Annotated in this window: 23 protein-coding genes; 18 read left to right on the top strand and 5 right to left on the bottom strand. The window is 61.9% G+C overall.

What is annotated here, in order from left to right:
- Positions 1 to 93 precede the first annotated feature (93 nt).
- A complete protein-coding gene (gene cpdA, locus RAS12_RS20670; RefSeq protein ID WP_306939708.1) occupies positions 94 to 930 on the bottom strand; it encodes a 3',5'-cyclic-AMP phosphodiesterase in 837 nt (278 codons plus the stop codon).
- Positions 931 to 1,126: 196 nt separating this feature from the next.
- Here cpdA and RAS12_RS20665 point away from each other — a divergent pair, with 196 nt between their 5' ends.
- Positions 1,127 to 3,841 carry a cation:proton antiporter gene (locus RAS12_RS20665; protein ID WP_306939707.1) on the top strand — a complete coding sequence of 905 codons (2,715 nt, stop codon included), beginning with the start codon at positions 1,127 to 1,129 and terminating at the stop codon, positions 3,839 to 3,841.
- Between the two features lie 2 nt (positions 3,842 to 3,843).
- Here RAS12_RS20665 and RAS12_RS20660 read toward each other — a convergent pair whose 3' ends face one another.
- Entirely contained in the window at positions 3,844 to 4,650 is an 807-nt protein-coding gene (locus RAS12_RS20660; RefSeq protein ID WP_306939706.1) for an NUDIX hydrolase, read from the bottom strand.
- 330 nt (positions 4,651 to 4,980) lie between these two features.
- On the opposite strand from RAS12_RS20660, the gene coxB reads away from it, so the two are divergent.
- The 5 genes from coxB (at position 4,981) to RAS12_RS20635 (ending at position 9,155) form a co-directional block, all read left to right on the top strand.
- On the top strand, positions 4,981 to 6,138 hold the full coding sequence (gene coxB / locus RAS12_RS20655) for a cytochrome c oxidase subunit II (RefSeq protein ID WP_306939705.1): 1,158 nt from the start codon (positions 4,981 to 4,983) through the stop codon (positions 6,136 to 6,138).
- A gap of 104 nt (positions 6,139 to 6,242) precedes the next feature.
- The gene (ctaD, locus tag RAS12_RS20650; protein WP_306939704.1) at positions 6,243 to 7,847 is read left to right on the top strand and encodes a cytochrome c oxidase subunit I; all 1,605 of its coding nucleotides are present in this window, start codon (positions 6,243 to 6,245) and stop codon (positions 7,845 to 7,847) included.
- 35 nt (positions 7,848 to 7,882) lie between these two features.
- Positions 7,883 to 8,008, top strand: coding sequence for a cytochrome c oxidase system small membrane protein (locus RAS12_RS20645; protein ID WP_306951545.1), 126 nt, complete (start codon positions 7,883 to 7,885; stop codon positions 8,006 to 8,008).
- 9 nt (positions 8,009 to 8,017) lie between these two features.
- Entirely contained in the window at positions 8,018 to 8,242 is a 225-nt protein-coding gene (locus RAS12_RS20640) for a DUF2970 domain-containing protein (RefSeq protein WP_306939703.1), read from the top strand.
- A 37-nt stretch (positions 8,243 to 8,279) separates the two neighbouring features.
- Positions 8,280 to 9,155, top strand: a complete 876-nt coding sequence (locus RAS12_RS20635) for a cytochrome c oxidase subunit 3 (RefSeq protein WP_306939702.1) — start codon at positions 8,280 to 8,282, stop codon at positions 9,153 to 9,155.
- Positions 9,156 to 9,414: 259 nt separating this feature from the next.
- On the opposite strand, the gene RAS12_RS20630 is transcribed toward RAS12_RS20635, so the two are convergent.
- A complete protein-coding gene (locus tag RAS12_RS20630; protein ID WP_306939701.1) occupies positions 9,415 to 9,615 on the bottom strand; it encodes a twin transmembrane helix small protein in 201 nt (66 codons plus the stop codon).
- A 36-nt stretch (positions 9,616 to 9,651) separates the two neighbouring features.
- Between RAS12_RS20630 and RAS12_RS20625 the strand changes: the two genes are divergently transcribed.
- From RAS12_RS20625 to RAS12_RS20605, 5 genes are all read left to right on the top strand, one after another.
- Entirely contained in the window at positions 9,652 to 10,503 is an 852-nt protein-coding gene (locus tag RAS12_RS20625; RefSeq protein ID WP_306939700.1) for an SURF1 family protein, read from the top strand.
- Between the two features lie 91 nt (positions 10,504 to 10,594).
- On the top strand, positions 10,595 to 11,170 hold the full coding sequence (locus RAS12_RS20620) for an SCO family protein (protein WP_371321310.1): 576 nt from the start codon (positions 10,595 to 10,597) through the stop codon (positions 11,168 to 11,170).
- A gap of 86 nt (positions 11,171 to 11,256) precedes the next feature.
- A complete protein-coding gene (locus RAS12_RS20615; RefSeq protein ID WP_306939698.1) occupies positions 11,257 to 12,297 on the top strand; it encodes a COX15/CtaA family protein in 1,041 nt (346 codons plus the stop codon).
- A gap of 8 nt (positions 12,298 to 12,305) precedes the next feature.
- Positions 12,306 to 13,199 carry a heme o synthase gene (gene cyoE, locus RAS12_RS20610; protein WP_306939697.1) on the top strand — a complete coding sequence of 298 codons (894 nt, stop codon included), beginning with the start codon at positions 12,306 to 12,308 and terminating at the stop codon, positions 13,197 to 13,199.
- Positions 13,200 to 13,216: 17 nt separating this feature from the next.
- Positions 13,217 to 13,822 carry an SCO family protein gene (locus RAS12_RS20605; protein ID WP_306939696.1) on the top strand — a complete coding sequence of 202 codons (606 nt, stop codon included), beginning with the start codon at positions 13,217 to 13,219 and terminating at the stop codon, positions 13,820 to 13,822.
- Between the two features lie 40 nt (positions 13,823 to 13,862).
- Here RAS12_RS20605 and RAS12_RS20600 read toward each other — a convergent pair whose 3' ends face one another.
- Positions 13,863 to 14,114, bottom strand: coding sequence for a DUF3717 domain-containing protein (locus tag RAS12_RS20600; RefSeq protein ID WP_306939695.1), 252 nt, complete (start codon positions 14,112 to 14,114; stop codon positions 13,863 to 13,865).
- Between the two features lie 131 nt (positions 14,115 to 14,245).
- On the opposite strand from RAS12_RS20600, the gene RAS12_RS20595 reads away from it, so the two are divergent.
- The 6 genes from RAS12_RS20595 to RAS12_RS20570 all read left to right on the top strand — a co-directional run bounded on the left by RAS12_RS20595 (position 14,246) and on the right by RAS12_RS20570 (position 21,041).
- A complete protein-coding gene (locus RAS12_RS20595) occupies positions 14,246 to 14,899 on the top strand; it encodes a glycine zipper 2TM domain-containing protein (protein WP_306939694.1) in 654 nt (217 codons plus the stop codon).
- Positions 14,900 to 14,943: 44 nt separating this feature from the next.
- Positions 14,944 to 15,750: a PhaM family polyhydroxyalkanoate granule multifunctional regulatory protein gene (locus tag RAS12_RS20590; RefSeq protein WP_306939693.1), complete on the top strand. Its 807-nt coding sequence runs from the start codon at positions 14,944 to 14,946 to the stop codon at positions 15,748 to 15,750.
- A gap of 69 nt (positions 15,751 to 15,819) precedes the next feature.
- A complete protein-coding gene (glmU, locus tag RAS12_RS20585; protein WP_306939692.1) occupies positions 15,820 to 17,193 on the top strand; it encodes a bifunctional UDP-N-acetylglucosamine diphosphorylase/glucosamine-1-phosphate N-acetyltransferase GlmU in 1,374 nt (457 codons plus the stop codon).
- Entirely contained in the window at positions 17,190 to 18,578 is a 1,389-nt protein-coding gene (locus RAS12_RS20580) for an MFS transporter (RefSeq protein ID WP_306939691.1), read from the top strand. Before glmU ends, RAS12_RS20580 begins: the two co-directional genes overlap by 4 nt.
- A gap of 85 nt (positions 18,579 to 18,663) precedes the next feature.
- On the top strand, positions 18,664 to 19,986 hold the full coding sequence (locus RAS12_RS20575) for a UDP-glucose dehydrogenase family protein (protein ID WP_306939690.1): 1,323 nt from the start codon (positions 18,664 to 18,666) through the stop codon (positions 19,984 to 19,986).
- Entirely contained in the window at positions 19,983 to 21,041 is a 1,059-nt protein-coding gene (locus RAS12_RS20570) for a glycosyltransferase family 4 protein (protein WP_306939689.1), read from the top strand. The genes RAS12_RS20575 and RAS12_RS20570 overlap by 4 nt, the downstream gene beginning before the upstream one ends.
- Before the next feature lie 6 nt (positions 21,042 to 21,047).
- Here RAS12_RS20570 and RAS12_RS20565 read toward each other — a convergent pair whose 3' ends face one another.
- A complete protein-coding gene (locus RAS12_RS20565; RefSeq protein ID WP_306939688.1) occupies positions 21,048 to 21,536 on the bottom strand; it encodes an Lrp/AsnC family transcriptional regulator in 489 nt (162 codons plus the stop codon).
- A gap of 150 nt (positions 21,537 to 21,686) precedes the next feature.
- Here RAS12_RS20565 and glmS point away from each other — a divergent pair, with 150 nt between their 5' ends.
- Entirely contained in the window at positions 21,687 to 23,519 is a 1,833-nt protein-coding gene (gene glmS / locus RAS12_RS20560; RefSeq protein ID WP_306939687.1) for a glutamine--fructose-6-phosphate transaminase (isomerizing), read from the top strand.
- Positions 23,520 to 23,919 lie beyond the last annotated feature (400 nt).

The following is a 23,919-nucleotide window of genomic DNA, read 5'->3' as shown; positions in this document are numbered from 1 at the left end:
GTGCCCCGTTTTTTATGGTGCCGCGGCAGCGCTCGATGGATGACGCGCGCTCACGCGTCGCCTGATCTGTCAGGCAACTCAGCCTACGCCCGCTCAAGCCGCTTGCGCATCGTCTGCCGCCAGCGCCGAATACCACAGCGCATCCTGCACGCGGCGTACGCCCGTGGCCATTGATCCATCCTGGTAAAGCTTGATCCAGCGATATCCGGGCGCCATGTTATCCACCGCATGCTTGCCGTCGCGAATGCTGAATTGAAAGCAGGTTGAGGGCGTGGCCAGCATGCGCAGATTGTGGCGGCGGCGATCGAACTCATGATGCACGTGCCCCCACAACAGCACGCGGGCCTGCGGCCAATGCGTCAGCTGCTTAAACAAAGCTTGCGGGTTGTCGATCATCATCGAATCATGCCAATGGCTATCGATTTGCATGGGGTTGTGATGCATCGCGATCAGCGTATGCCGGTCTGGAGCTTCGGCCAGCGCGGCCTCCAACATATCCAACTGGCTGTCGGGCAAATGACCGGCGTTGGAACCCGGCACGGTCGTGTCCAGCGTCACGATGCGCCACGCGCCCACATCGGTGACGGGCGCTGACCACTGAGGAAGTTCCTGGCGCAACACCGCGGGCAGATCATGATTACCGGGCAGACAACGGATCTGCGCGCGGTCTAGCGCCGGGCTGGCGCGCAGGATATCGGCAAAACGCCGATACGCGGCGGCCTCGCCGTCTTGAGACAGGTCGCCCGTGGCCAGCAGCAGGTCGGGATGTTTGCCATCCGCTTCAATCTGGCGCAGGACGGCGCGCAGACTGGCGTCGGTGTTGACGCCCAGCATGGCGGTGTCGGGTTCGCCAAACAGATGGCTGTCGGTCAGCTGGACGAGCATGGCGGGCGCGTCGTCGCGCCGGGCCAGGGAGTGGGCGCGAGGCAAGAGCCGCTCCTGCGAAGTTTGTACGATTGCACATTACCCAAAAAACATCGCGCAGCATGTATCGCACGCGGCTAATGGGGTAACGAAACGTGCATTCTCTTCGATTCTTCCCATTTTTCGGCCCGGACCCTCGGAAAAAAGCCGCTATTCTTGTGAAACTTCTCACAAGCTTCATGAACGGGACGCGGCACTACCCATGGATGTAGGTTTTCTCGTATTCGGCCTGGCCGGTCTGCTCACACTGGTTTGCTTCATGCCTCCGCTGGCTGGCCGCCTCAAGCTGCCGTACTCGGTGCTGCTGGCTATCGTCGGCTGTCTGCTCGGTATCATTATTCACGTCCACGGCTGGGCGCCCAGCTGGATCGGCGACTTTCTGGATTCGCTGGAACGCTTCGAGATCTCGTCCGAGACCTTTCTGATGGTGTTTCTGCCGGTGCTGTTGTTTGAGACCGCGTTATCCATGAACGTGCGGCGTTTGATGGACGACATTGGGCCAATCCTCATGATGGCCATCGTGGCCGTTGTGGTGTGTACGGTCGTGGTCGGGCTGACGCTGGACGCGATTTCGTCCTATGGGCTGATCGTTTGCCTGCTGCTGGGCGCCATCGTGGCTACGACGGACCCGGTGGCGGTGGTCGGAATCTTCCGCGAGGTCGGTGCGCCCAAGCGGCTGACGACCCTGGTCGAAGGCGAAAGCCTGTTCAATGACGCGGCGTCGATCGCCTTGTACTCGGTGCTGCTGGCCGTATTGAGCGGCCATGGAGAGCTGACCGTCAGCGGCATCTTCAACGACTTCATCGTCCACTTCATTGGCGGCGGCATTGCCGGGTTCGCCATGGGACGGCTGGCCTGCTTCCTGTTTGCGTGGCTGCGCGGATTTCCCACGGCCGAGATCACGCTGACGCTCACGCTGGCGTATTTGTCCTTCTTCATTTCCGAGCACTATCTGAATGTATCGGGTGTGGTCGCAACGGTGATTGCAGGCCTGGTTGTCGGCTCCACCGGCCGCACGCGCATGTCGCCCACCACGTTCGAATACCTGTCCAGTGCCTGGGAGCAATTCGGGTTCTGGGCGAATTCGCTGATCTTTCTGTTCGCGGCCATGCTGATTCCCAAGCTGATGGCCGCCGCGGATTGGCAGGAATTGGTGCTGGTGGCAGTGGTGTTCGTCGCGACGCTGATCGCCCGCGCCATTGTGGTGTTTGGTCTGCTGCCGCTGCTGGGGCTGACCAAGCTGGGAACCAAGGTCAGCAATCCCTATAAAGTCGTGATGCTGTGGGGCGGGCTGCGTGGCGCCGTATCGTTGGCGCTTGCGCTGGCCGTGACCGAGCAGACTGGCGTAGCGGAAGAGGCGCGCCAGTTCATCGCGGTGGCCACCACCAGCTACGTGCTGCTGACGTTGTTCATTAACGGGATCAGCCTGCGGCCGTTGATACGTATGCTGGGCTTGAACCAGTTGTCGCCGGTGGAGCGCACCATCCGTAATCAGGTGCTGGCCGTGGCGCTGGAAGACCTGCAAGGAAAAACGGACGAAGTCGCCAAGACCGAACACATCGGGACCGAGGTTCGTGACCGTATCCGGGCCGTGTTTGACGCCAGCCTGACCAGCGTGCATGACGGCCAGGTCAGTCAGATGAGCGACGAGCAACGGGTGTCAGTTGGGCTGGCCATTGTGGCCCAGCGCGAAGAGGAAATGTTCTTCGACATTCTGAAAGCGCAGCTGGTGGACTGGCGCATGGCCGAGGCGCTGCTGGCTCGCGCGGAGCGGCTGGAAGACGCCATTCGGCTGGGCGGCGTGCCGGGTTTCGAGCGCGCCATTGTGGCCGACGTGCGCTATTCCACCTCCTTCCGCCTGGCGCTGCGCATGCATTATGTGTTTGGCTTCCAAGGCTGGCTGGCCCGGGAACTTGGCCAGCGCTTCGCGAACCTGATGAGCAAGCGCTCAGTGGCGCAGCGGCTGATCGTGTTCGCGCGCGAACAGATCACGCCCTTGCTGGGCGAAGACGCGACGCAGCGTATTGTTGCTTTGCATCAGCGCCGCCTGGACCTTATTGAAAACGCGATGCAGGCGCTGAACCTGCAATACCCGTCTTATGCGCAGTGGTTGCAGGAAAGCTATTTGGGCCGCGTAGCGCGCGAGCTGGAACGCATGCGCTATCGCGACATGCTTGAGCAATTTTTGATCAGTGGTGAAGTCTATGCCGATCTGATGGCGCAATTGGAAAGCCGCTGGGCGCATATCGACACGCATCCACCGCTGGATATCGAAATGAGCGCGGCCGAATTGATCAAGCGCGTGCCGTTGTTCGAGGGCTTGTCGCCCGATTCGCTGCGCGCGATCAGCAAGCTGTTGAAGCCCAGGCTGTCACTGCCCGATCAGCAGGTGCTGACCAAGGGCCGTCATGGCGAAGAGATGTGCTTTGTGGCGTCGGGCGCCGTGGCCGTGCACCTGCCCGACAACACCATGATCGAGCTGGGCAGCGGCGAATTCTTTGGCGAACTGGGCTTGCTGGGCGAGCAGCAGATTGCGCCAGAGGTGACCTCATTGGGTTACAGCAAGCTGCTGATGCTGACGTCGCGGGATTTCCACGCCCTGCTGGCGCGCGACGAGCATTTGCGCGAACGCATTCAGGTCGTGGCCAAGCAACGTCTGCGTGCAATCGAGGTCTGGAAACAGTTCTCGCAGGCTTCCGCCGCCGCAGCCGTGCCGACCCCGGCGCCAGCTACCGCACCCAGCGCCGCGCAGGCGGCCGAGGCAGCAGAAGCGGCGGGTTCCGAGCCGGCGCCTGCACATGAGATTCACGGACCGCAGGCGCATCCTTCAATTGACCCGCAAGCCGCTCGCGAACTTCGAGAAGACGAAACGCCAGCGAACCCGATGCTTGGCGAGCCGGGGGTAGCGCCCCGCTAAGTTCAGATCTGGCCAGCGGCCTGGCGTTGCATGATGTCTTCGAGGATTACCAGCGCCGCTTCCAGCGTGAACTCGCCCTCGGCAACATGATGCACGGCGGTCGCCACATCAATCGTGGCGATCTCCATGACTTCGCCGTCGCGGTTGGCGGGCCGGGCGTCGGCTGCCAGCACGCAGGTGCTGGTCAGTACGTCTTCCACCTGATAACCCTCGGGCAGGCGGCGGTGAATGCGCAGAATGGTGCGCAACGGCGTGCGTTGTGTCAGATCGGGCGCATCCAGACCGGCTTCTTCGCCGCATTCGCGCACGAGCGCCAATTCCAGATCTTCACCGCAACCCGCCAGCCCGCCTACCAAGGTGTCCCACATTCCGGGATCGGTGGATTTGCTCAGGGCGCGCCGCGCGACCCACAAGCGGCCGTCGGGCGTCCACGCGTTCAGGTGCACGGCTTTGGTCAGCAAGCCCAACGGCCTGACCGCTGCCCGTTCAATCACGCCCAGCGATTCGTCGCCGTCCATCACGTCCAGCAGTTCGTTGCGCCAGCCGCGCAAGCAGTTGGCTCGACGCAACAGTTCGGCGGCTTGTTCCAGCACGGCATTCAGATCCGGACCCGGTGTCATGTCCGCGCCGATATGCAGCGCCGTGCCGTCCGATTGGATATGCGGCGCATCTCGCAATGCGTCGCAGGCGGCGTGCGTGGCCCAGCCGCAGCGGCGCCCCGCTATATATAGAGCGCGTGCGCCTTCCGGCGAAGGCTCCTGCGCGCGTGCGCTCAGGGCGGCATAGAGATCGGGCAACGGCTTGGGCATCGTGTGGCGGTATGAATAGGATGCGGATGATTTTAAGCCACCGGGTTTATGCGGCCTGCGTCTTGCTGCGGTTTATGCCATCCTGTTTATAGAGCGCGGTCAAGCGGCGCGTGCAGATGGGGGCATGCGCCCTTAAATCAAGAGCCTTGTCTTACATCTGTTTGCGTCTCCGCTATAATCCGCCAGTTTCTTTGTGATTTCGAGTGGGAATGCGGGGGCCGCTCTATCTCCCTGCCTAGCCCTGCCATCTAATAATTGCGCGTAGTCCTGTTGCAGTGACATCCGTGCCACTAGGCGACAAGGGCCCTCGCGTCGTGTTTCGAGGTAAGCATGAAGAAGTGGAGAGGGGTACTGGGAGCTTGTGCGATGCTGATTGGCAGCGTGGCCAGCGCTCAGGTGCAAGACATGCCCGGCGGCCCGAAGGTCAATCAGCTGAACCTGCATGAAGGCGTGACTTCAATTTCACGCGACATCATGTGGCTGCACTGGATGCTGCTCACGATCTGTATCGTGATTTTCATCGGTGTGTTCGGGGTGATGTTCTATTCCATCTGGGCACACCGGAAGTCCCGTGGGCACAAGGCTGCGACCTTCCACGAACATCTAGGCGTAGAAGTCGCCTGGACAGTCATCCCTTTCATCATCGTCATTGCCATGGCGTTGCCGGCTACCAAGACGGTCGTCGCCATGAAAGACACCTCCAGCCCTGACCTGACTATCAAGGTCACCGGCTATCAATGGAAGTGGGGCTACGAATACCTGGACGGCGCAGCCGCCGGGGTCAAGTTCCTTTCCACGTTGTCGACCCCGCGCGCGCAAATCGAAAACCGCGAGCCCAAGGGCGAGTTTTATCTGATGGAAGTGGATAACCACATGGTTGTCCCCGTGGATAAAAAAGTCCGGGTCGTGCTGACCGCGGCCGACGTTATTCACTCCTGGATGATTCCCGACTTTGGCGTGAAGCAGGATGCCATCCCCGGCTTCCTGCGCGACGCCTGGTTCCGCGCCGACAAGCCTGGCATCTATCGCGGCCAGTGCGCGGAGCTCTGTGGCAAGGACCACGCCTTCATGCCCATCGTCGTGGAAGTCCTGGCGCAAGCCGACTACGACAAGTGGGTTGAAGACCAAAAGAAGAAAATGGCGGCAAACGCCGACGATCCTAATAAAGAGTGGACGGAAGCCGAACTGGTTGCCCGTGGCGAAAAAGTATTCGCAGCGAATTGCGTGGCCTGTCACCAGGCCAACGGCAAGGGCATCCCGGGCACTTTCCCACCACTCGACGGAGACAAGGTTGTTCTGGGCCCCAAGGCGGCTCAGATCAACACCGTGCTCAAGGGCAAGCCCGGCACCGCCATGGCGGCATTCGGCGGGCAGCTCAATGATGTCGAGATCGCAGCGGTCATCAGCTATACGCGCCATGCCTGGAGCAATGCAGGCAAGGGGCAGGACCCGACGGTTCTACCGAAGGACGTTGCGGCTGCGCGTTGAACGCGCAACGCTCGTCACTGACCGATAGAACCGGTTCCGTTTAGTTAGAGATACCCTGCCGGCTTCGTGGAACGAGGCCGGCACTCAGCAGGAAGGAGTCCATCATGAGCAGCGTCACTGTAGACCACGTGTCGCCGGGCCACGGCCACGGTCACGATGACCACCACGCTATGCCCACGGGCTGGCGCCGCTGGCTTTTTGCCACGAACCATAAAGACATCGGGACGATGTATCTCATCTTCTCGTTTGCCATGTTGCTGGAAGGCGGCACGCTGGCCTTGCTGCTGCGTACCGAGTTGTTTGAGCCGGGCCTGCAGTTCTTCCGCCCCGAGCTCTTCAACCAGTTCACCACCATGCACGGCATCATCATGGTGTTCGGCGCCATCATGCCGGCCTTTGTGGGCTTTGCGAACTGGATGATCCCGATGCAGATCGGCGCATCCGACATGGCATTTGCGCGCATGAACAACTTCAGCTTCTGGCTGCTGCCGGTGGCTGCAATCATGCTGACGGCATCGTTCTTCGTGCCGGGCGGCGCCACCGCCGCAGGCTGGACGCTGTATGCGCCGCTGTCCTTGCAGATGGGCCCCGGGATGGATCTGGGCATCTTCGCGATGCACATCATGGGCGCGTCTTCGATCATGGGCGCCATCAACATCATCGTGACCGTGCTGAATATGCGCGCGCCCGGTCTGACGCTGATGAAGATGCCGCTGTTCTGCTGGACCTGGCTGATCACCGCTTTCCTGCTGCTGGCCGTGATGCCGGTGCTGGCAGCCGCCATCACCATGGTGCTGACCGACCGCCACTTCGGCACGGGTTTCTTCAACGCCGCTGCTGGCGGTGATCCGGTCCTGTATCAGCACGTGTTCTGGTTCTTCGGGCACCCCGAGGTCTACATCATGATCTTGCCGGCGTTCGGGATCGTGTCGGCCATCGTGCCCGCGTTCGCCCGCAAGCGTCTGTTTGGTTATGCCTCGATGGTGTACGCCACGGCTTCCATTGCCGTGCTGTCGTTCATCGTGTGGGCGCACCACATGTTTACGACGGGCATGCCGGTGACAGGCCAGCTCTACTTCATGTATGCCACCATGCTCATCTCCATCCCGACCGGGGTGAAGGTTTTCAACTGGGTCGCTACGATGTGGCGCGGCTCCATGACGTTTGAAACCCCGATGCTGTTCTCCATCGGCTTCATCTTCGTGTTCACGATGGGCGGCTTTACCGGCCTGATCCTGTCGGTGGCGCCTATCGACATCCAGGTGCACGATACCTACTACGTGGTGGCGCACTTCCACTATGTGCTGGTGGCCGGATCGCTGTTTGCCTTGTTTGCCGGCGCCTATTACTGGGTGCCCAAGTGGACGGGCCGCATGTACAGCGAAAAGCTGGGCAAGCTGCATTTCTGGTCGACGCTGATCTCGTTCAACGTGACCTTCTTCCCGATGCACTTCCTGGGTCTGGCCGGCATGCCGCGCCGCTACGCTGACTACGCTGCGCAGTTCACGACGTTCCATCAGATCGCCACCATTGGCGCGTTCTGGTTCGGCCTGTCGCAACTGATCTTCCTGTGGGCGATGTTGCGTTGCTACGCAGGCAAGGGCGAACGCGCTTCCGCCAAGCCGTGGGAAGGCGCCGAAGGATTGGAATGGACGGTGCCTTCGCCCGCGCCCTTCCACACCTTCGAAACGCCGCCCGAAGTGAAGTGAACAAACAAGCCTTTCATGTTTCAGGTAGCACAGCAATGACACCCGAGCAGCGCCGCCGTAACAAGATTGCAGGACTGGTCCTATTGGCTTTTGTTGTCGCCGTGTTTGCCTGGACTGTGGTGCGCGGTTCAGCGCTGCTGACCGGCAACGCGGTCAGCTAAGGCCAGGCCATGAGCGACGACCTGCACGAAACTTCTCGGCGCAAGCTGAGTTTCCTTCAGACGATGAAGGCGGTGGCGTGGGGGTTTTTCGGCGTGCGCAAGGGCGCGGGCTACCGGGAAGACAGCGCCAAGCTGAACCCGGTGCACGTGATCCTTGCCGGGCTGCTGGCAGCGGCTATCTTCGTTACTGTGCTGGTATTAATTGTGCGTTGGGCTGTAGCCAGCCTGACTTGACTCACTTAATCTATAAATCTGTACCAGGGAGAAAGCCATGAGTGCAAGCCACTCGGTTCAAGGTAAAGAGGCACCGTACTACTTTGTGCCCGCCGACTCGGGGCATCCCGTGCGTACGGCGGTGGCGCTGTTGTTCATGGGGCTGGGCGCCGCAGCCTGGATCAACGGCGTCAGCTGGGCCAAGTGGTCTGTGCTGGCCGGATTTATTGGCTTGATCGTGGTGCTGTATTACTGGTTTGGCGACGCCATCCAGGAATCCGAAGCGGGCATGAACAGCAAGCGCATCGACGGTTCGTACCGTTGGGGCATGAGCTGGTTCATCTTCTCCGAAGTCATGTTCTTTGCCGCATTCTTCGGCGCGCTTTGGTACACCCGCACCATCACCACTCCGTGGCTGGGCGACCTGGACCATCGCCTGATGCTGTGGCCGGACTTCAAGGCTGCCTGGCCCAACTTCGGCCCGGCCGGCGTGGTGGAAGACTTCCAGACGGTTGGCCCCTTCTGGCTGCCCACGATCAACACCGCGTTGCTGCTGTCTTCGGGTGTGACGCTTACCATCGCCCACCATGCGCTGCGTGAAAATCATCGCGGCAAGACGATGTTCTGGTTGGCCGCAACGGTCATCCTGGGCTTCATCTTCGTGGCCTGTCAGGCCGCCGAATATCACCATGCCTATACCGAGCTGAACCTGAAGTTCAATTCGGGCGCGTATGGTTCGCTGTTTTATATGCTGACCGGGTTCCACGGCTTCCACGTGATCCTGGGCGCCACCATGCTGACCGTTATTCTGATCCGGCTGATGCGAGGCCACTTCACGGCTGACCATCACTTCGGGTTTGAAGGCGCGGCCTGGTATTGGCACTTTGTGGACGTGGTGTGGCTGGGCCTGTACCTGTTTGTGTATTGGTTCTGACCGGCAACTGGCTGAAATTGCAGGATGGGGGCGCGCGAAAGCATCTGGGCAAAATCCCGGCGCCAGCGCGCGTAACCCATCAGGCAGCGCTGCGGCGATGGGCGGCCTCAGCTACACGGTAGTTGCTGCAACAGGTGTGTGTTTTGCCCTGGCATCTTGCCTGAAGGCTTGTTGCGCTTCATGGGCGGCAGTCAGGCCCAAGACGATGATGGGTTCATGCCACGCGTTTGAGGCAAGCGGGAACCAGTGTCCCGCCAGCCTATCTAAGTCCGGTGCTTTCGATCCAGCCCATGTGATGGGCGAACAGCACAAACAGGAACAAGGCCACCGACAGCCCGATGCGTATCGTCAGCGCATTGACGGTGCGGTTGGTGGAACCTTTGTCCCGCATCAGGTAGACCAGGGCGGATGCCAGACTGGCCAGAATACCGATGAAGGCCAGTACGACGAAAACGCGCATGGTGGTCTCCGGACAAATCAGAGTTAGTAAAGACACATGGCCAGACCGCATTCAACCAGGCTCACGGTAGCCGCCCTACTTCTGCTTGGCATCGCTGTGGTGATTCTGGTGTCGCTGGGGCAGTGGCAATTGCGCCGCAGCGATGAGCGACGCGCCATTCTGGCTGCTATCGAAGCAGGCCGCAAGCAAGCACCGCTTGTCTTGACCCCGGCAACGCCTTCCGACACCTTGAACGCATGGCGCGTAGCCCAGGCCCGCGGTTCGTGGCTGCCGCAGTTCAGTGTACTGCTGGATAATCGCAACCACGATGGCAGGCCGGGTTATTGGCTGGCGACGCCGCTGCTGCTGGATACGTCGTCACGCCAGGCGGTGCTGGTATTGCGCGGCTGGTTGCCGCGCGTGATCCAGGGCCAGGGTGACCCCGCGCTTCCCGCCACGCCGGCGGGTGAACTGACCATTACGGGTGAGCTGTCAGAACGCGTGCCGCGCATGTTTGAACTGTGGTCCATGGGCGGACATGATCAGTCCAGCTTGCCCGCAACCTTGCCCGTGGAAGGCGGGCGCGTGCCGCAGGTGCAGAATCTGCCGCTGGACGCTTACGCGCGAGCCACGGGGCTGAATCTATTGCCCACGGTGCTGAGCCAGACGCTTGCCGCTACGCAGACTGCGCCGTCTTCCCTTGGTGCGCAACCCGTGCAGACTGCGCAGGGCGCCGACGACGGACTGGTGCGAGATTGGCCTCAGCCGTCGGTAGATTTTCAGAAGAACACGTCTTACGCCGTGCAGTGGTTCGCGTTTGGTTTGATTGCCGCCATCGCATGGCTGGTGGTGCTGGGGGGCGCCATCAAGCGCATGCGCCAGCGCGCGCGGGCTGGGTCCCAGACCTGATCCGGCGCGTTAATAAACGATTCTTTCAGGATATAAAGTGGCTCGCGACATTTCATCTACCCGGCCTGCAGGCAAGCGTTCATTGACGCCCATGCTGCTGGTGTTTCTGTGTTCACTGGCGCCGATCGTGGCGGCTTTTGTGGTGTATATGAATCCCCAGTGGTGGCCGGCGGATTCCAGCAATTACGGCACCTTGGTGACGCCGCAGCGGCCCATGCCGGCGGCCAGCGAATTGAAGCTGACGACGCTGGATGGCAAGCCCTTTGATCTGCAAAGCCTGAAAGGCAAGTGGCTGCTGGTGGCGGCCGATGGCGCGGCATGCCCTGAAAGTTGCGCCCGAAAGCTTTATATTGCGCGCAATAGCCACGCCAGCCAGGGCAAGAACGTTGATCGCCTGTCGCGGGTTTGGTTCATCACCGATGACGCGCCCGTGCCGGAAAAGGTACTGGAAGCCTACAAGGGCACCGTCATGCTGCGCGTGAATCCGGACCAACTGGCGCGCTACCTGCTGGCGCGCGACACCGCCGCCGGCCAGCCGGGCTTGCAGGACCCGATCTGGGTGATCGACCCGTTGGGCAACCTGATGATGCAGTACCCTGCCGAAGCGGATGGGGTGAAAGTCCGCAAAGACATCAGCAAGCTGGTCTATAACTCCCGGATTGGTTGAGTTGCAAAACTTGCTCCCACTTTTTGGGGGGCAGCAAGCGCCCGAAGGGCGCGCAGCGTGGGGGCATTTTCTTTTTTTTGGTTGATATGGAACGCATCAAAGCGCGTTATCGCAAGCTCGTATTTTTCACCTGGTTCCTGACCCTGGACCTGATTATGTTTGGCGCCTTTGTGCGGCTGACGGATTCGGGCTTGGGCTGCCCCGATTGGCCCGGCTGCTACGGTAGCGTGACGCCGCTGGGCGCCATGGGCGATATCCACGAAGCATCCCAGGCCATGCCGTTTGGCCCGGTGACGCTGTCCAAAGCCTGGATCGAGATGATCCACCGCTACGTCGGCACCATCCTGGGCATGCTGATCATCGGCATTGTGTATATGGCGTGGCGATACCGGCGTGAGCTGGGCCGCTCGCCGGCGCTTGCCATCACCACGCTTGTCGCCGTGTGCGTGCAGGGCGCGTTTGGCGCTTGGACCGTCACTCATAAGCTGATGCCGGTGGTTGTGACGTCGCACCTGGTGTTTGGCTTGTCGGTGCTGGCGCTGATGACATGGCTGTCTGCCCGGGAGCGCCCGCATCTGGCCGTGGCTGCTGCTGCGGCTCGCTGGAAACCGTGGGTAGCCGTGGGTTTTGGCCTGCTGCTGGTTCAGGTGACATTGGGCGGCTGGGTCAGCACCAACTATGCCGCGCTGGCTTGCATGGACTTTCCGATGTGTCACGGCCAGTGGGTGCCGGACATGGACTTTCATGGCGGTTATTCGGTGATACGCGCATTGGGCGAACTGCCTTCGGGTGAAATGATCTCGCAGCCCGCGCTGACGGCCATACACTGGGTCCACCGCAATTTCGCCTTTGTCGTGTTTTTGTATCTGGGCATACTGGCCTGGCGGTTGCGGGCCGAACCGGGCCTGCGCGGCCCGGCCACGCTGATGCTGGCTTTGCTGGCGGCACAGCTATTTACCGGACTGACGACGATCTTCTTCCAGTGGCCGTTGCTGATCGCGGTGCTGCACAATGGGGGCGCCGCCGGCCTGACCTTGGCTGCTGTGGTGCTGATGGTGCGTTTGTCTACGGCGGGATGTGCGCCGGCCGGGGGGCTATGGCCCCAATTCGGTGCGCGTTTAAAATAGGGTCCACTATGACCAGTCTTGCCGCCCCTCAACCCGGTTTATTCCGCCAATACTTCGTACTCACCAAGCCGCGCGTCACGCAGCTGGCCGTGTTTTGCGCAGTCATAGGCATGTTTCTCGCCTCGCCGGGTATTCCTGATATGCGCCACGTGCTCTTTGGCACCGTTGGCATCTGGCTGCTGGCCGCAGCCGCTTTCGCCATCAACTGCCTGATCGAACAGGAAGTGGACGCCCGTATGTTGCGCACGGCGCGACGCGGCACCGCCCAAGGCACCATTTCCGCGTTTCAGGTGTTGAGCCTGTCTGGCCTGTTGGGCGGCGCGGGCATGTTCGTGCTGTACACACTGGTGAACCCGCTGACCATGTGGCTGACCTTTGCCACTTTTGTGGGTTACGCCGTCATCTACACCGTCATCCTCAAGCCGCGCACGCCGCAGAATATCGTGATCGGCGGCTTGTCGGGCGCGATGCCGCCCGCGCTGGGTTGGGCTGCCGTTGCGGGTTCCGTACCCGCTGAAGCCTGGATACTGGTGCTGATCATCTTCATCTGGACGCCACCGCATTTCTGGGCGCTGGCGCTATACCGCAACCACGATTACGCAAAGGCCGGACTGCCCATGTTGCCGGTGACGCACGGCAACCAGTTCACGCGCCTGCATATTCTGCTCTACAGCATTGCGCTGGTGGCGACGACGCTGTTGCCCTACATCATCCGCATGAGCGGCGTGCTCTATCTGCTGTCGGCCCTGGTGCTGGGCGGCATGTTCGTGTCGTATGCGTGGCGTTTGTATCGCGCCTACAGCGACGAGCTGGCGCGCAGCATGTTCCGTTTTTCCATTCTCTACCTGGCGTTGCTGTTCGGAGCCCTGCTGGTGGACCACTGGGTCGGCCTGTTGCGCTGACCCCCTGGAGGTTGTTGATGTCCATGTTTTCCGCCACCCGCCGCCTGGCCCTGCGCCTGGGCGTTGCCGCTGCTTTCACCGCCGCTCTGGCTGCATGCGGCGATAGCGCTCCCAAATTCAAGGGCAGCGACATCAGCGGCACCCAGTTGGGCCGCGGCATGGAACTGTCCGACTACAACGGCAAGACGCGTCAATTGTCTGACTTTGCCGGCAAGGTGGTGGTGGTGTTCTTTGGGTTCACGCAGTGCCCCGACGTGTGCCCGACCTCACTGGCCGAGCTGACCGAGGTCATGAAGAAGCTGGGCCCGGATGCGGACCGCGTGCAGGTGCTGCTGATCTCGGTGGACCCGGAGCGCGACACGCCTGAAGTACTGAAGCAGTATGTGACGGCATTTGACCCGCGTTTTCTGGGTCTTACCGGCACGCCGGACCAGGTCAAAAAGACGGCTGCGTCGTTCAAGGCGTACTACGCCAAGGCGCCGACCAAGGACGGCAACTACACCATGGACCACACGGCGGCGTTCTATCTGCTGGATGGCAAGGGTGAGTCGCGCGTGCTGGCCAATAACAATATTGGCGTGGATGCCCTGACGCAGGACATCCAGGCGTTGCTCAAGAATTAATCAATTGCAGTGGGTCAGGCGCGCGCACGACGCGCGCTGATCAGGGCTGGGCCTTGGGCTGCGCACTGGGTTGCGCGCCTGCGGCAGCCAGCCAGCCGGCCAATGCAGCCTGTGCTTTTTCGTTCAGTTCGGCGACCGGGATATCGTGGCGGTGAGCCATGATCATCAGCGCATAGGGCGTTGCCAGTGCGGCGGCCTCGGGGCACAGGCGAGACTCGTCGCCAACAGACGGCGAGACATTGCGCCAATAGTTGATTGCCTGTTCAAGCTGGGGCAGAGAAATGGAATTCATCTGCGTATTGTCCACGAAAGAACATCGCTGTCCACTTGCCTCTGCCTGCAAAGAAGCGTCACCATCGCAACATGCCGAAACCGCGCCTGAATGCTATACCGACACCCGGTTAGTTACGATGGAGCATCGTCATGAATACATCCACCCGAATTGATAACCCGCGCCGCGGCCTGCACCCGCTGGTGGCTGCCGCGGCGATTGCCGTCATCGTTATGTGCGCGGTTGGTGTTGCCGCCGTCATGGGCTGGCTGCCCTCGCCGTCGGCCAATCCGCACGCCGATGAGCCTGTGGCCGAGGCCGGTCCGGAAAGCGCCAATCTGGCGCCCGCGCCGCAAGCTGCTGCGCAGGCACCGCAGGCGCAGCAGGGCCAGCAGGCACGTCCGGCATCTGCCGCCGCCCCGCGTCCCCAAGCCCCGCCGCCTGCGCAGCAAGCTTGCCAAAGCTGCGGTGTGGTTGAGACCATCCGCCAGGTGCAGGTGCCGGTCAAAGACAACAGCGACCATCTGGTCGGCACCATTGGCGGCGGCGTGGTGGGGGGCGTTGTGGGTAATCAGTTTGGCGGAGGCAACGGCAAGACGGCGTTGACCGTGCTGGGCGCTGTGGGCGGCGCTTTGGCAGGCCGTGAAGTTGAGCGTAATATCAGACAGCAACAAACGGTGACGCACTATGAGCTTACAGTCCGCATGCGCGACGGTAGTGCACGCCAGTTCCGTAGCGCACAGCCGTTCACCTTCGCGTCCGGCGATCATGTGCGTGTGGAGAATAATCAGCTGCTGCCGGGTTGATCCCGGCAGCCAGCGGTAACCATCCGTCTTTGGGGAGACCTGGCATGAGCGATCAATTCACGAATCCGTTTGTCCTGCCCGGCATGGGGCAGCAATCCGATCTGTCGGGCAACCCCCTGCTGGCCAGCATGGAAATGATGCGCCAGGCTTGGGCTGGCCTGACCGGCCCGGGCGGGCTGGCCAGCAGCCTGCCCATGGCGCCGCCCATGAATCTGGAAGATCTGGATCGCCGCATCGCCGAGCTGCGTTCGGTGGAAAGCTGGCTGCGCATGAACTTGTCGATGCTGTCTTCCACCATTCAAGGCATGGAAGTGCAGCGTTCAACCATCAGCACTTTGCGCGCCTTTGTGGATAGCGCAGCCAGTATGGATTTGGGCGCGGTCCGCGACAGCGGCGCCGCCTCGCCGCTGGAAGTGGTGCTGGGCTTGAAACCCGCGCCCAAGACGTCTGCCCCGGCGGCGAGCGCTCAGGAAAACAAGTCGCAAGACGCTTCTGCGAACAAAGATGCTGGCCAGGAAGCAAATCCCAATGCTGCGCCGGATTCAGGCGCCGCGGCGATGAGCGAGCAAATGGGCGCCGCAGCGCAGTCGGCGTCCAAAGCCTGGTGGGATCTGCTCCAGCAGCAGTTCACCCAGATTGCCACGGCGACGGCCGCATCCATGCCGGCAAGCCCTGCCGCGCCTGGCGCGGACGCGGCATCTGCCTCCAAGGCCAAGCCGGGCGAATCCAAGGCTGCGGCCAAGACCAGCGCCAAGGCTTCCAAGCCTGCCGCAAAGAGCGCCGCCAAGACAGCAGTTAAACGCGGCACGGCTGCCGCCAAGAAAACCGGGCCTGCCGACGGCAAGCCCTGACCCTCTCTTTCAATCGACACGCGAGCCGGCCGCAAGGCCGCTCTGCCGTCTTCAAACCTGATAGAACTTATGCTTAATGTAGTGATTCTTGCCGCCGGACTGGGTAAACGCATGCAGTCCGACCTGCCTAAAGTACTGCACACCCTGGCGGGCAAACCGATGCTGGCCCACGTGCTGGACAGCGCGCGCCAACTGAAACCGGCGCGCATCATTGTTGTCGTGGGCCATGGAGCAGACCGCGTCAAACAGGCGTTCCAGGGTCAGGAGGATCTGCACTTTGTATTGCAACAGCCGCAGCAAGGCACCGGCCACGCCGTGCAGCAAGCCGTGCCGCTGCTGCTGGATGGCGACGGCAAGGACGATGTGACGCTGGTGTTGTACGGCGACGTGCCGCTGGTGCAGCCTGAGACGCTGCAACGCCTGCTGCAAGCCCGCGGCGCCGGTAGCGCTGTGCTGACAGAAGTGCTGGCGGACTCCACCGGCTATGGCCGCATTGTGCGCGACGACAAGGGCAACGTGTGCCGCATCGTCGAGCACAAGGACGCCTCTGAAGCCGAGCGCGCCATCAAAGAAGTGAACACCGGCATCCTGACCGCGCCGACGGCGAAGCTGAAAGACTGGCTCTCGCGCATCGACAATAAGAACGCGCAGGGCGAGTACTACCTGACCGATGTGGTCGGGCTGGCCGTGACCGACGGCGTGCCGGTGGGTGCTGCGCAACCGGGCGCTGGCTGGGAAACGCTGGGCGTGAACAGCCGCGTGCAGCAAGCAGAACTGGAACGCCGTTGGCAAGGCGAGCAGGCTCGCCGCCAGCTTGAAGCCGGCGTGACGCTGGCCGATCCGGCGCGCTTTGACGTGCGCGGTTCGCTGACGTGCGGACGCGACGTGTTCATCGACGTGGGCTGCGTATTTGAAGGCAACGTGTCGTTGGCTGACGGCGTGCGCGTGGGCCCGCATTGCGTGTTGCGCGACGTATCGGTTGGCGCGGGCACGCAGATCGAAGCCTACAGTCATCTGCACGAAGCCGAGGTTGGCCGCGACGCGCGCGTTGGTCCGTATGCCCGCTTGCGTCCGGGCGCTGAACTGGGCGACCGCAGCCACGTCGGCAACTTCGTCGAGATCAAGAAGAGCGTGCTGGGTGCGGACAGCAAGGCCAATCACCTGGCTTACATCGGCGATGCCGACATCGGCGCGCGCGTGAACGTGGGCGCTGGCACCATTACCTGCAATTACGACGGCGTGAACAAGCACCGCACCGTCATTGAAGACGACGCCTTCATTGGATCGGATACGCAACTGGTGGCGCCGGTGCGCGTGGGCCGCGGTGCGACGCTGGGCGCGGGCACCACTTTGACCCGCGATGCGCCGGCTGACAAGCTGACGGTGTCGCGCGCCAAGCAAATCACCGTTGAGGGTTGGCAGCGTCCGGTCAAAAAATCGTGACGCCCGAGAACGACCCAGCCAAGGGCGGCGGCGCCAAGTGCGTCCCGCCCGACGGTCTGCCGACGCCGCGCCGCTACTGGGCGGCCGCGACGGTGATGATAGGCATCAGCCTGTCTGTGCTGGACACCACCATCGCCAACGTGGCGCTGCCCACGATTGCCGTTGATCTGAACGCAACACCTGCCCAGGCGGTATGGGTCGTCAACGCCTACAACCTGGCGGTGGTGATGATGCTGCTGCCCTTGTCGGCGCTGGCCGAGCGTATCGGCTTTCGCCGCATGTTCACGTTTGGCCTCGTGCTATTCACCCTGGCTTCTCTGGGGTGCGCGCTGGCTGGCACGCTGTGGCAGTTGACGGCAGCGCGCGTGTTCCAGGGCGTGGGCGCCGCGACCCTGATGTGTATGTTCGGCGGTCTGGTGCGCAACATCTATCCCCTGAAAATGCTGGGACGCGGGATCAGTATCAACGCCACCACGGTGGCCGTGATGTCGGTCCTGGGCCCCACTATCGGGTCCGCCATTCTGGAAGTGGCGCCGTGGCCGTGGATCTTCGCGGTCAACTTGCCGATCTGCATTCTGGCCATGTTCGGGCTGCGTCATCTGCCCGAAGTGCCGCGCAATGACGTCAAGCTGGATTGGTTCAGCGCCCTGCTGTGCATGATTACGCTGGGCGTGTTCATTTCTGGCGTGGACATGATGGGCGAGGATCTGCTGCGCGGCATCGGTCTGGTGGCGATTGCAGCGGTGGTCGGCGTGGCGCTGGTGCGCCGGGCCAGCAAGCAGCCGGCTCCCTTGGTACCGGTCGACTTGCTTCGCATCCGCCCGCTGGCGTTTGCCGTGGGCGCATCAGCCTGCACCTTTGCCGCGCAGATGGCGTCGTATGTGTCGCTGCCTTTCTACTTTCAGCAGGTGCTGGGCCGGCCCTACCTTGAGGTCGGCTTGCTGATGGGCGCCTGGCCCGTGGGGACGGCCCTCATCGCTCCGCTCGCCGGACGCCTGTCCGACCGTTATTCCGCCGCCACCCTCAGTGGCGTGGGGGCGGCTGGCATGGTGGCGGGCATGTTGTGGTTGGCGCTCTTGCCCACCACGGCGTCCAATGGGGTCATCGTGGTGGGCATGTTCGTGGCGGGCGTGGGTTTTGGCTTCTTTCAAACCCCGAATAACCGCGCCATGCTGTCGGCGGCGCCCCGCTCACGCAGTGGCGCCGCAGGCGGCTTGCAAGCCACGACCCGGGTGTTCGGTCAGAGCTTTGGCACGGCGCTGGTGGCCATCGCCTTCAGCGTCAGCGTTGCGCATGGCCCGGGGCTGGCGCTGGTGCTGGGGACGTTTTGCGCCGCCCTGGCGGTGGTGGTAAATACGGTCCGTTTCAGCAAGCTGCGGCCCTAGTCCCCGGCCGCTTCTATAATGGCGGCCGGCGCCTGGTTCCAGAGACCAGGCGCAAAAGATTCCCCATTTTTGAAGGCGTGCAGGCATGAAAATCACGGTCGTGGGTACCGGTTACGTTGGGTTGGTGTCGGGTGCGTGCCTGGCCGACATGGGTAACGATGTCATGTGCCTGGACGTGGACGCGGCGAAAATCGCCCTGTTGCGCCAAGGCGGCATCCCCATCTATGAGCCCGGCCTGGAAGATCTGGTCCGCCGCAACGTGCAGGCGGGCCGCCTGCATTTCACGGACGATGTGGCGCAAAGCGTGGCCTTTGGCGACGTGCAATTCATCGCCGTGGGCACGCCGCCCGGCGAAGACGGCTCCGCCGATCTGAAGTACGTGCTGGCCGCCGCGCTGAACATCGCGCGGCACATGACGTCGCGCAAGCTGATCGTGGACAAGTCGACAGTGCCTGTGGGCACGGCCGACAAGGTGCGTGCCGTGGTGGTCAAGGAACTGGCTGCTCGCGGTGTGGATATTCCTTTCAGCGTGGCATCCAACCCCGAGTTCCTGAAAGAAGGCGCGGCCATCAACGACTTCATGAGCCCCGACCGCGTGGTGGTGGGCGCTGATGACGACTACACGGTCAGCGTGATGCGCCGCATCTATGAACCGTTCCAGCGCACCCACGACCGTCTGATGGTGATGGATGTGCGTTCGGCTGAACTTACCAAGTACGCCGCCAACGCCATGCTGGCCACGCGCATCTCGTTCATGAACGAGATGGCGAATCTGGCCGAAGCACTGGGCGCCGACATCGAGCAGGTGCGCCGTGGCATCGGCGCGGACCCGCGCATTGGTTATCATTTTCTGTATCCCGGCGCGGGCTACGGCGGCTCCTGCTTCCCCAAGGACGTCCAGGCGCTGGTCAATACCGCTGCCGAAAACTCGCTGCCCATGCGCGTGATCGAGGCCGCAGAAGCCGCCAACCACGCGCAGAAATTCCGCTTGTCCGAAAAAGTTGTGGCGCGGTTTGGCGACGACCTGCGTGGTCGCAAGATCGCGCTGTGGGGCCTGTCTTTCAAGCCCAACACCGACGATATGCGTGAAGCCCCCAGCCTGACGGTTATTGCCGAGCTGACGCGCCGTGGCGCCGAAGTCCGCGCCTACGACCCGGTTGCCATGCACGAGGCCGCGCGTATGCTGGTCGGCCAGCCTGGCATCAGCTTTGCCACCGACATGTATGACGCGCTGGATGGCGCCGATGCGCTGCTGATCGCCACGGAATGGAAGGTATTCCGCGCGCCCGACTTTGATCGTGTCAAAGCGCTGCTCAAGACCCCCTTGATCATCGACGGTCGCAATCTGTACACGCCCGCTGACGTGCGTGGTCTGGGCTTTGAGTATTCGGGCATCGGGCGCGCATGAAGATCCTGCAACTGAACTTCGAGAAAGGCTGGCGCGGCGGTGAGCGGCAGACGCTGTATTGCATGCGCGCCTTCCGCAAGGCGGGCCATGATGTCGAAGTGATGTGCCGTGAAGGCGCGCCGCTGGCCGAACGTGCGCGCCAGGAGGGCTTTGTGGCCCATACCTGCCGCAACGTGCCCGGCCAGTTGGCGTTCCTGGCCGGCGCCGGCCGTTACGACATCATCCACGCGCAGACCGCCAACACCATTACGTGGGCGGTGCTGACCAAGTGGCTGCATCGAAGTCCGGTTGCCTTTTCACGCCGTACCTCTTTCGTCGTGAAGCCGGGCGACGAATGGAAGACCGGTTTCAAGTGGCGTCATGCCAACCTGTTCGTTGCCATCAGCGAGATGGCGGCGGGCGAGCCGCGCCGCCTGGGAATCGAGCCCGTCATCATCCGCAGCGCGGTGGAACCCCACACGATAAACACCGAGAACGTCGCCAGCCTGGTGCGGGAATTCGACCTGGCCGGCAAGAAGGTGATGGCAACGTCCGCCGCGCTGATCCGCGACAAAGATCCGGTAACGCTGGTGCGCGCGATCGGGGAATTGGCCAAGACGCGCCGCGATTTTGTTTTTCTGCATTTCGGCGCCGGTGGCGACCGCGAGCAACAGGCCAAAGACGAAGCCGCGAAACTCGGCATCGAAGACGTTTATCGTTTTGCCGGTTTTCGCAAAGGCGTCGAGGACTTCTACAGCATCCTGGACGTATTCGTCATGAGCTCCGAGGAAGAAGCCCTGGGCAGCAGTGTGCTGGACGCCTTCCTGCAACGCGTGCCTGTGGTATCCACGGATGCTGGCGGCCTGAAGGAAAGCCTGGCCGATGGACGCGGGGTGCTGGTCGCGGTGGGAGACCATCAGGCGATGGCGGCCGGCATGGCGCGCTGCCTGGACGACGCGGCGTTCCGCCAGGACGTTACGGAACGCGCGTATGAGTACGTGCGCAACGAACATGATGTGCAGAAGATGGGAAACCGGTATCTGGCGCAGTTTGAGCGCTTGTTAGGGCGCGGTTAGGCCCGACTAGCCCCGCACAGCTATCCGCGTTTCAAACTTGGCGCGATGCACCGAGAAGAACGTGCGCACATTGCGCACGTTGGCTTGCGCGGTGAACGCGCGATGCACCAGCGCGTGATAGGCCGGCATGTCTTTCACCTGCGCAATCACCACGAAATCCGGGCCGGGCGACACCCGGTAGCATTGCAGCACGGCGGGTTCGTCCAGCATGCTTTGCTCGAAGATATCCAGGCTTTCCGCCGCCTGCACATCCAGCGTGATCTCAACAATCGCCGTTAACGTGCTGCCCAGCTTTTCGGCCGCCAGGATGGCGACCTGTCTGTCGATCACGCCCTCGTCCACCAATCGGCGCACCCGGCGCAGGCAGGTTGGCGGCGATGCGTGCACGCGCCCCGCCAGATCCTGATTGGTCAGCGAGCTGTCTTCTTGTAACTGTTCAAGAATGCGCAAGTCCAGATCATCCAAGTCTGGCAGCGGAATCGGCGGATTTTGCATAAATAATCCAAAAATCTATCTTTGATGAAAGATTATTTAATCACAAATATGTAAGGGAATTAACTTACAAAAATAGCTATATTAAGAAATCAAATTTCTTACGGGGTCGCGCACAATGCACCGGTACACGAACTTACCGGAGTCTCTCCTATGTGCGGCATTGTTGGCGCCGTCGCCCAGCGCGACATCACCCCGATTCTTGTTGAAGGCCTGAAGCGCCTGGAGTATCGCGGCTACGATTCTTGCGGCGTCGCCGTTTACGCCGACGGCAAGCTGCGCCGCACGCGCAGCACGCAGCGTGTGGCCGAATTGGCCGAGCAGGTCGCGCAAGACAAGGTGCAGGGTTTTACGGGTATCGCCCACACGCGTTGGGCCACCCATGGCGTGCCGGCCACGCACAACGCCCATCCGCACTTCTCGCACCTGGGCAACGAGGAACCGCGCATTGCGCTGGTCCACAACGGCATCATTGAAAACCACGACGAACTGCGCGCCGAGCTGCAGGCCGTGGGTTATGTGTTTGAAAGCCAGACCGACACCGAAGTGATCGCGCATCTGGTCAACCACCTGTACGCTGGCGATCTGTTTGAAACCGTGCAGAATGCCGTGCGCCGTCTGCATGGCGCATACGCCATTGCCGTGTTCTGCCGCGATGAACCGCATCGCGTGGTGGGCGCTCGCCAAGGCTCGCCGCTGGTGGTGGGCGTGGGCCAGAATGAGAATTTCCTGGCCTCTGACGCGCTGGCTCTGGCCGGCACGACCGACCAGATCATCTACCTGGAAGATGGCGACGTCGTCGATCTGCAGCTGTCGCGCGTGTGGATTGTGGACGCTGACGGCAAGAACGTGAATCGCGAAGTGCACACGGTGCACGTGCACACCGGCGCTGCCGAGCTGGGCCCGTACCGTCACTACATGCAAAAGGAAATCTTCGAGCAGCCGCGCGCCGTTGGCGACACGCTGCAAGACATCGAAGCCATCACGCCCGAATTGTTCGGCGACCAGGCCTACAAGATCTTCAAGGACATCGATTCGCTGTTGATCCTGGCTTGCGGCACCAGCTACTACGCGGGTCTGACGGCCAAGTATTGGATCGAGTCGGTTGCCAAGATCCCGGTTGCGGTCGAAATCGCCAGCGAATACCGCTACCGCGACAGCGTGCCCAATCCGCGCTCGCTGGTGGTGACCATCTCGCAATCCGGCGAAACCGCCGACACGCTGGCCGCGCTGAAGCACGCGCGTTCGCTGGGCATGGACAACACGCTGACCATCTGCAACGTGTCTACCAGCGCCATGGTGCGTGAGTGCAAGCTGTCGTACATCACGCGCGCCGGGGTTGAAATTGGCGTGGCATCGACCAAGGCTTTCACGACCCAGCTGACCGCGCTGTTCCTGTTGACCCTGACGCTGGCGCAAGTGCGCGGCCGCCTGACGGAAGAGCAGGAAGCCGATCACCTGAAGGCGCTGCGCCACCTGCCCGTCGCGATTGGTTCGGTGCTGGCGCTGGAACCGCAGATCATCGCTTGGGCCGATCGCTTCGCATCCAAGGAAAACGCCCTGTTCCTGGGCCGTGGCATGCACTACCCGATCGCGCTGGAAGGCGCGCTGAAGTTAAAGGAAATCAGCTACATCCACGCCGAAGCCTACCCGGCTGGCGAACTCAAGCACGGCCCGCTGGCGCTGGTGACGGAGCACATGCCTGTCGTCGTGATTGCGCCCAAGGACGAGCTGCTGGAAAAGCTGAAGTCCAACATGCAGGAAGTGCGCGCGCGTGGCGGCGAGCTGTATGTGTTTGCCGATGCCGACAGCAAGATCCAAAGCGTGGATGGCGTGCACGTGATCCGCATGCCCGAAAACTACGGCAAGCTGTCACCGATCCTGCACACGATTCCGCTGCAACTGCTGTCGTATCACACGGCATGCGTGCGCGGTACGGATGTGGATAAGCCGCGGAACCTAGCGAAGAGCGTGACGGTGGAGTGATGTGGGGGGATGGGCGGTGTTTCTGAATGGGAACAATAGCGCGGGTCGCTGACGGATACTGCCATTCGCTCACGAACTTCGTTAAGTTCAGATCCCCATGACTTTCTCTAAGGGCCGCGATTGCGGCCCTTAGCTTTTGAGTCAATCTCTTGTAGGCGCGTGCCGCATCAATTCGGAGTACGAGGTACTTTGTACGGCATCCACGAGATTACGTTGTTCGTCAGTGCTAGTGCGAGCCTAGGCAGTTGGGGGCGGACTGGCAGATCTGTGAGGTTGGGAATGCTTGGCGTGCTGTACCTAAGTTACATGTTTAAGGTACAACAAAGCGGACACTCCCGCGCTTGACCTAAAAGAGTATTTTGACCCCCTCCAGCTAAGGGCGCAGACAGGGGGCGGCGGT

The sequence above is a fragment of the Achromobacter seleniivolatilans genome (assembly GCF_030864005.1).
GTDB lineage: Bacteria > Pseudomonadota > Gammaproteobacteria > Burkholderiales > Burkholderiaceae_B > Achromobacter > Achromobacter seleniivolatilans.
This window is presented reverse-complemented; position numbering and strand designations above follow the sequence as displayed.

Coding starts and splice junctions, on each gene's coding strand:
- RAS12_RS20570 (WP_306939689.1), top strand. CDS start 19,983: ATGAAGATCCTGCAACTGAACTTCGAGAAAGGCTGGCGCGGCGGTGAG.
- RAS12_RS20640 (WP_306939703.1), top strand. CDS start 8,018: ATGAGCGACGACCTGCACGAAACTTCTCGGCGCAAGCTGAGTTTCCTT.
- RAS12_RS20595 (WP_306939694.1), top strand. CDS start 14,246: ATGAATACATCCACCCGAATTGATAACCCGCGCCGCGGCCTGCACCCG.
- RAS12_RS20645 (WP_306951545.1), top strand. CDS start 7,883: ATGACACCCGAGCAGCGCCGCCGTAACAAGATTGCAGGACTGGTCCTA.
- RAS12_RS20660 (WP_306939706.1), bottom strand. CDS start 4,650: ATGCCCAAGCCGTTGCCCGATCTCTATGCCGCCCTGAGCGCACGCGCG.
- coxB (WP_306939705.1), top strand. CDS start 4,981: ATGAAGAAGTGGAGAGGGGTACTGGGAGCTTGTGCGATGCTGATTGGC.
- RAS12_RS20605 (WP_306939696.1), top strand. CDS start 13,217: ATGTCCATGTTTTCCGCCACCCGCCGCCTGGCCCTGCGCCTGGGCGTT.
- RAS12_RS20630 (WP_306939701.1), bottom strand. CDS start 9,615: ATGCGCGTTTTCGTCGTACTGGCCTTCATCGGTATTCTGGCCAGTCTG.
- RAS12_RS20590 (WP_306939693.1), top strand. CDS start 14,944: ATGAGCGATCAATTCACGAATCCGTTTGTCCTGCCCGGCATGGGGCAG.
- cyoE (WP_306939697.1), top strand. CDS start 12,306: ATGACCAGTCTTGCCGCCCCTCAACCCGGTTTATTCCGCCAATACTTC.
- RAS12_RS20625 (WP_306939700.1), top strand. CDS start 9,652: ATGGCCAGACCGCATTCAACCAGGCTCACGGTAGCCGCCCTACTTCTG.
- RAS12_RS20600 (WP_306939695.1), bottom strand. CDS start 14,114: ATGAATTCCATTTCTCTGCCCCAGCTTGAACAGGCAATCAACTATTGG.
- RAS12_RS20665 (WP_306939707.1), top strand. CDS start 1,127: ATGGATGTAGGTTTTCTCGTATTCGGCCTGGCCGGTCTGCTCACACTG.
- glmS (WP_306939687.1), top strand. CDS start 21,687: ATGTGCGGCATTGTTGGCGCCGTCGCCCAGCGCGACATCACCCCGATT.
- RAS12_RS20615 (WP_306939698.1), top strand. CDS start 11,257: ATGGAACGCATCAAAGCGCGTTATCGCAAGCTCGTATTTTTCACCTGG.
- RAS12_RS20635 (WP_306939702.1), top strand. CDS start 8,280: ATGAGTGCAAGCCACTCGGTTCAAGGTAAAGAGGCACCGTACTACTTT.
- ctaD (WP_306939704.1), top strand. CDS start 6,243: ATGAGCAGCGTCACTGTAGACCACGTGTCGCCGGGCCACGGCCACGGT.
- RAS12_RS20565 (WP_306939688.1), bottom strand. CDS start 21,536: ATGCAAAATCCGCCGATTCCGCTGCCAGACTTGGATGATCTGGACTTG.
- RAS12_RS20575 (WP_306939690.1), top strand. CDS start 18,664: ATGAAAATCACGGTCGTGGGTACCGGTTACGTTGGGTTGGTGTCGGGT.
- glmU (WP_306939692.1), top strand. CDS start 15,820: ATGCTTAATGTAGTGATTCTTGCCGCCGGACTGGGTAAACGCATGCAG.
- RAS12_RS20620 (WP_371321310.1), top strand. CDS start 10,595: ATGCTGCTGGTGTTTCTGTGTTCACTGGCGCCGATCGTGGCGGCTTTT.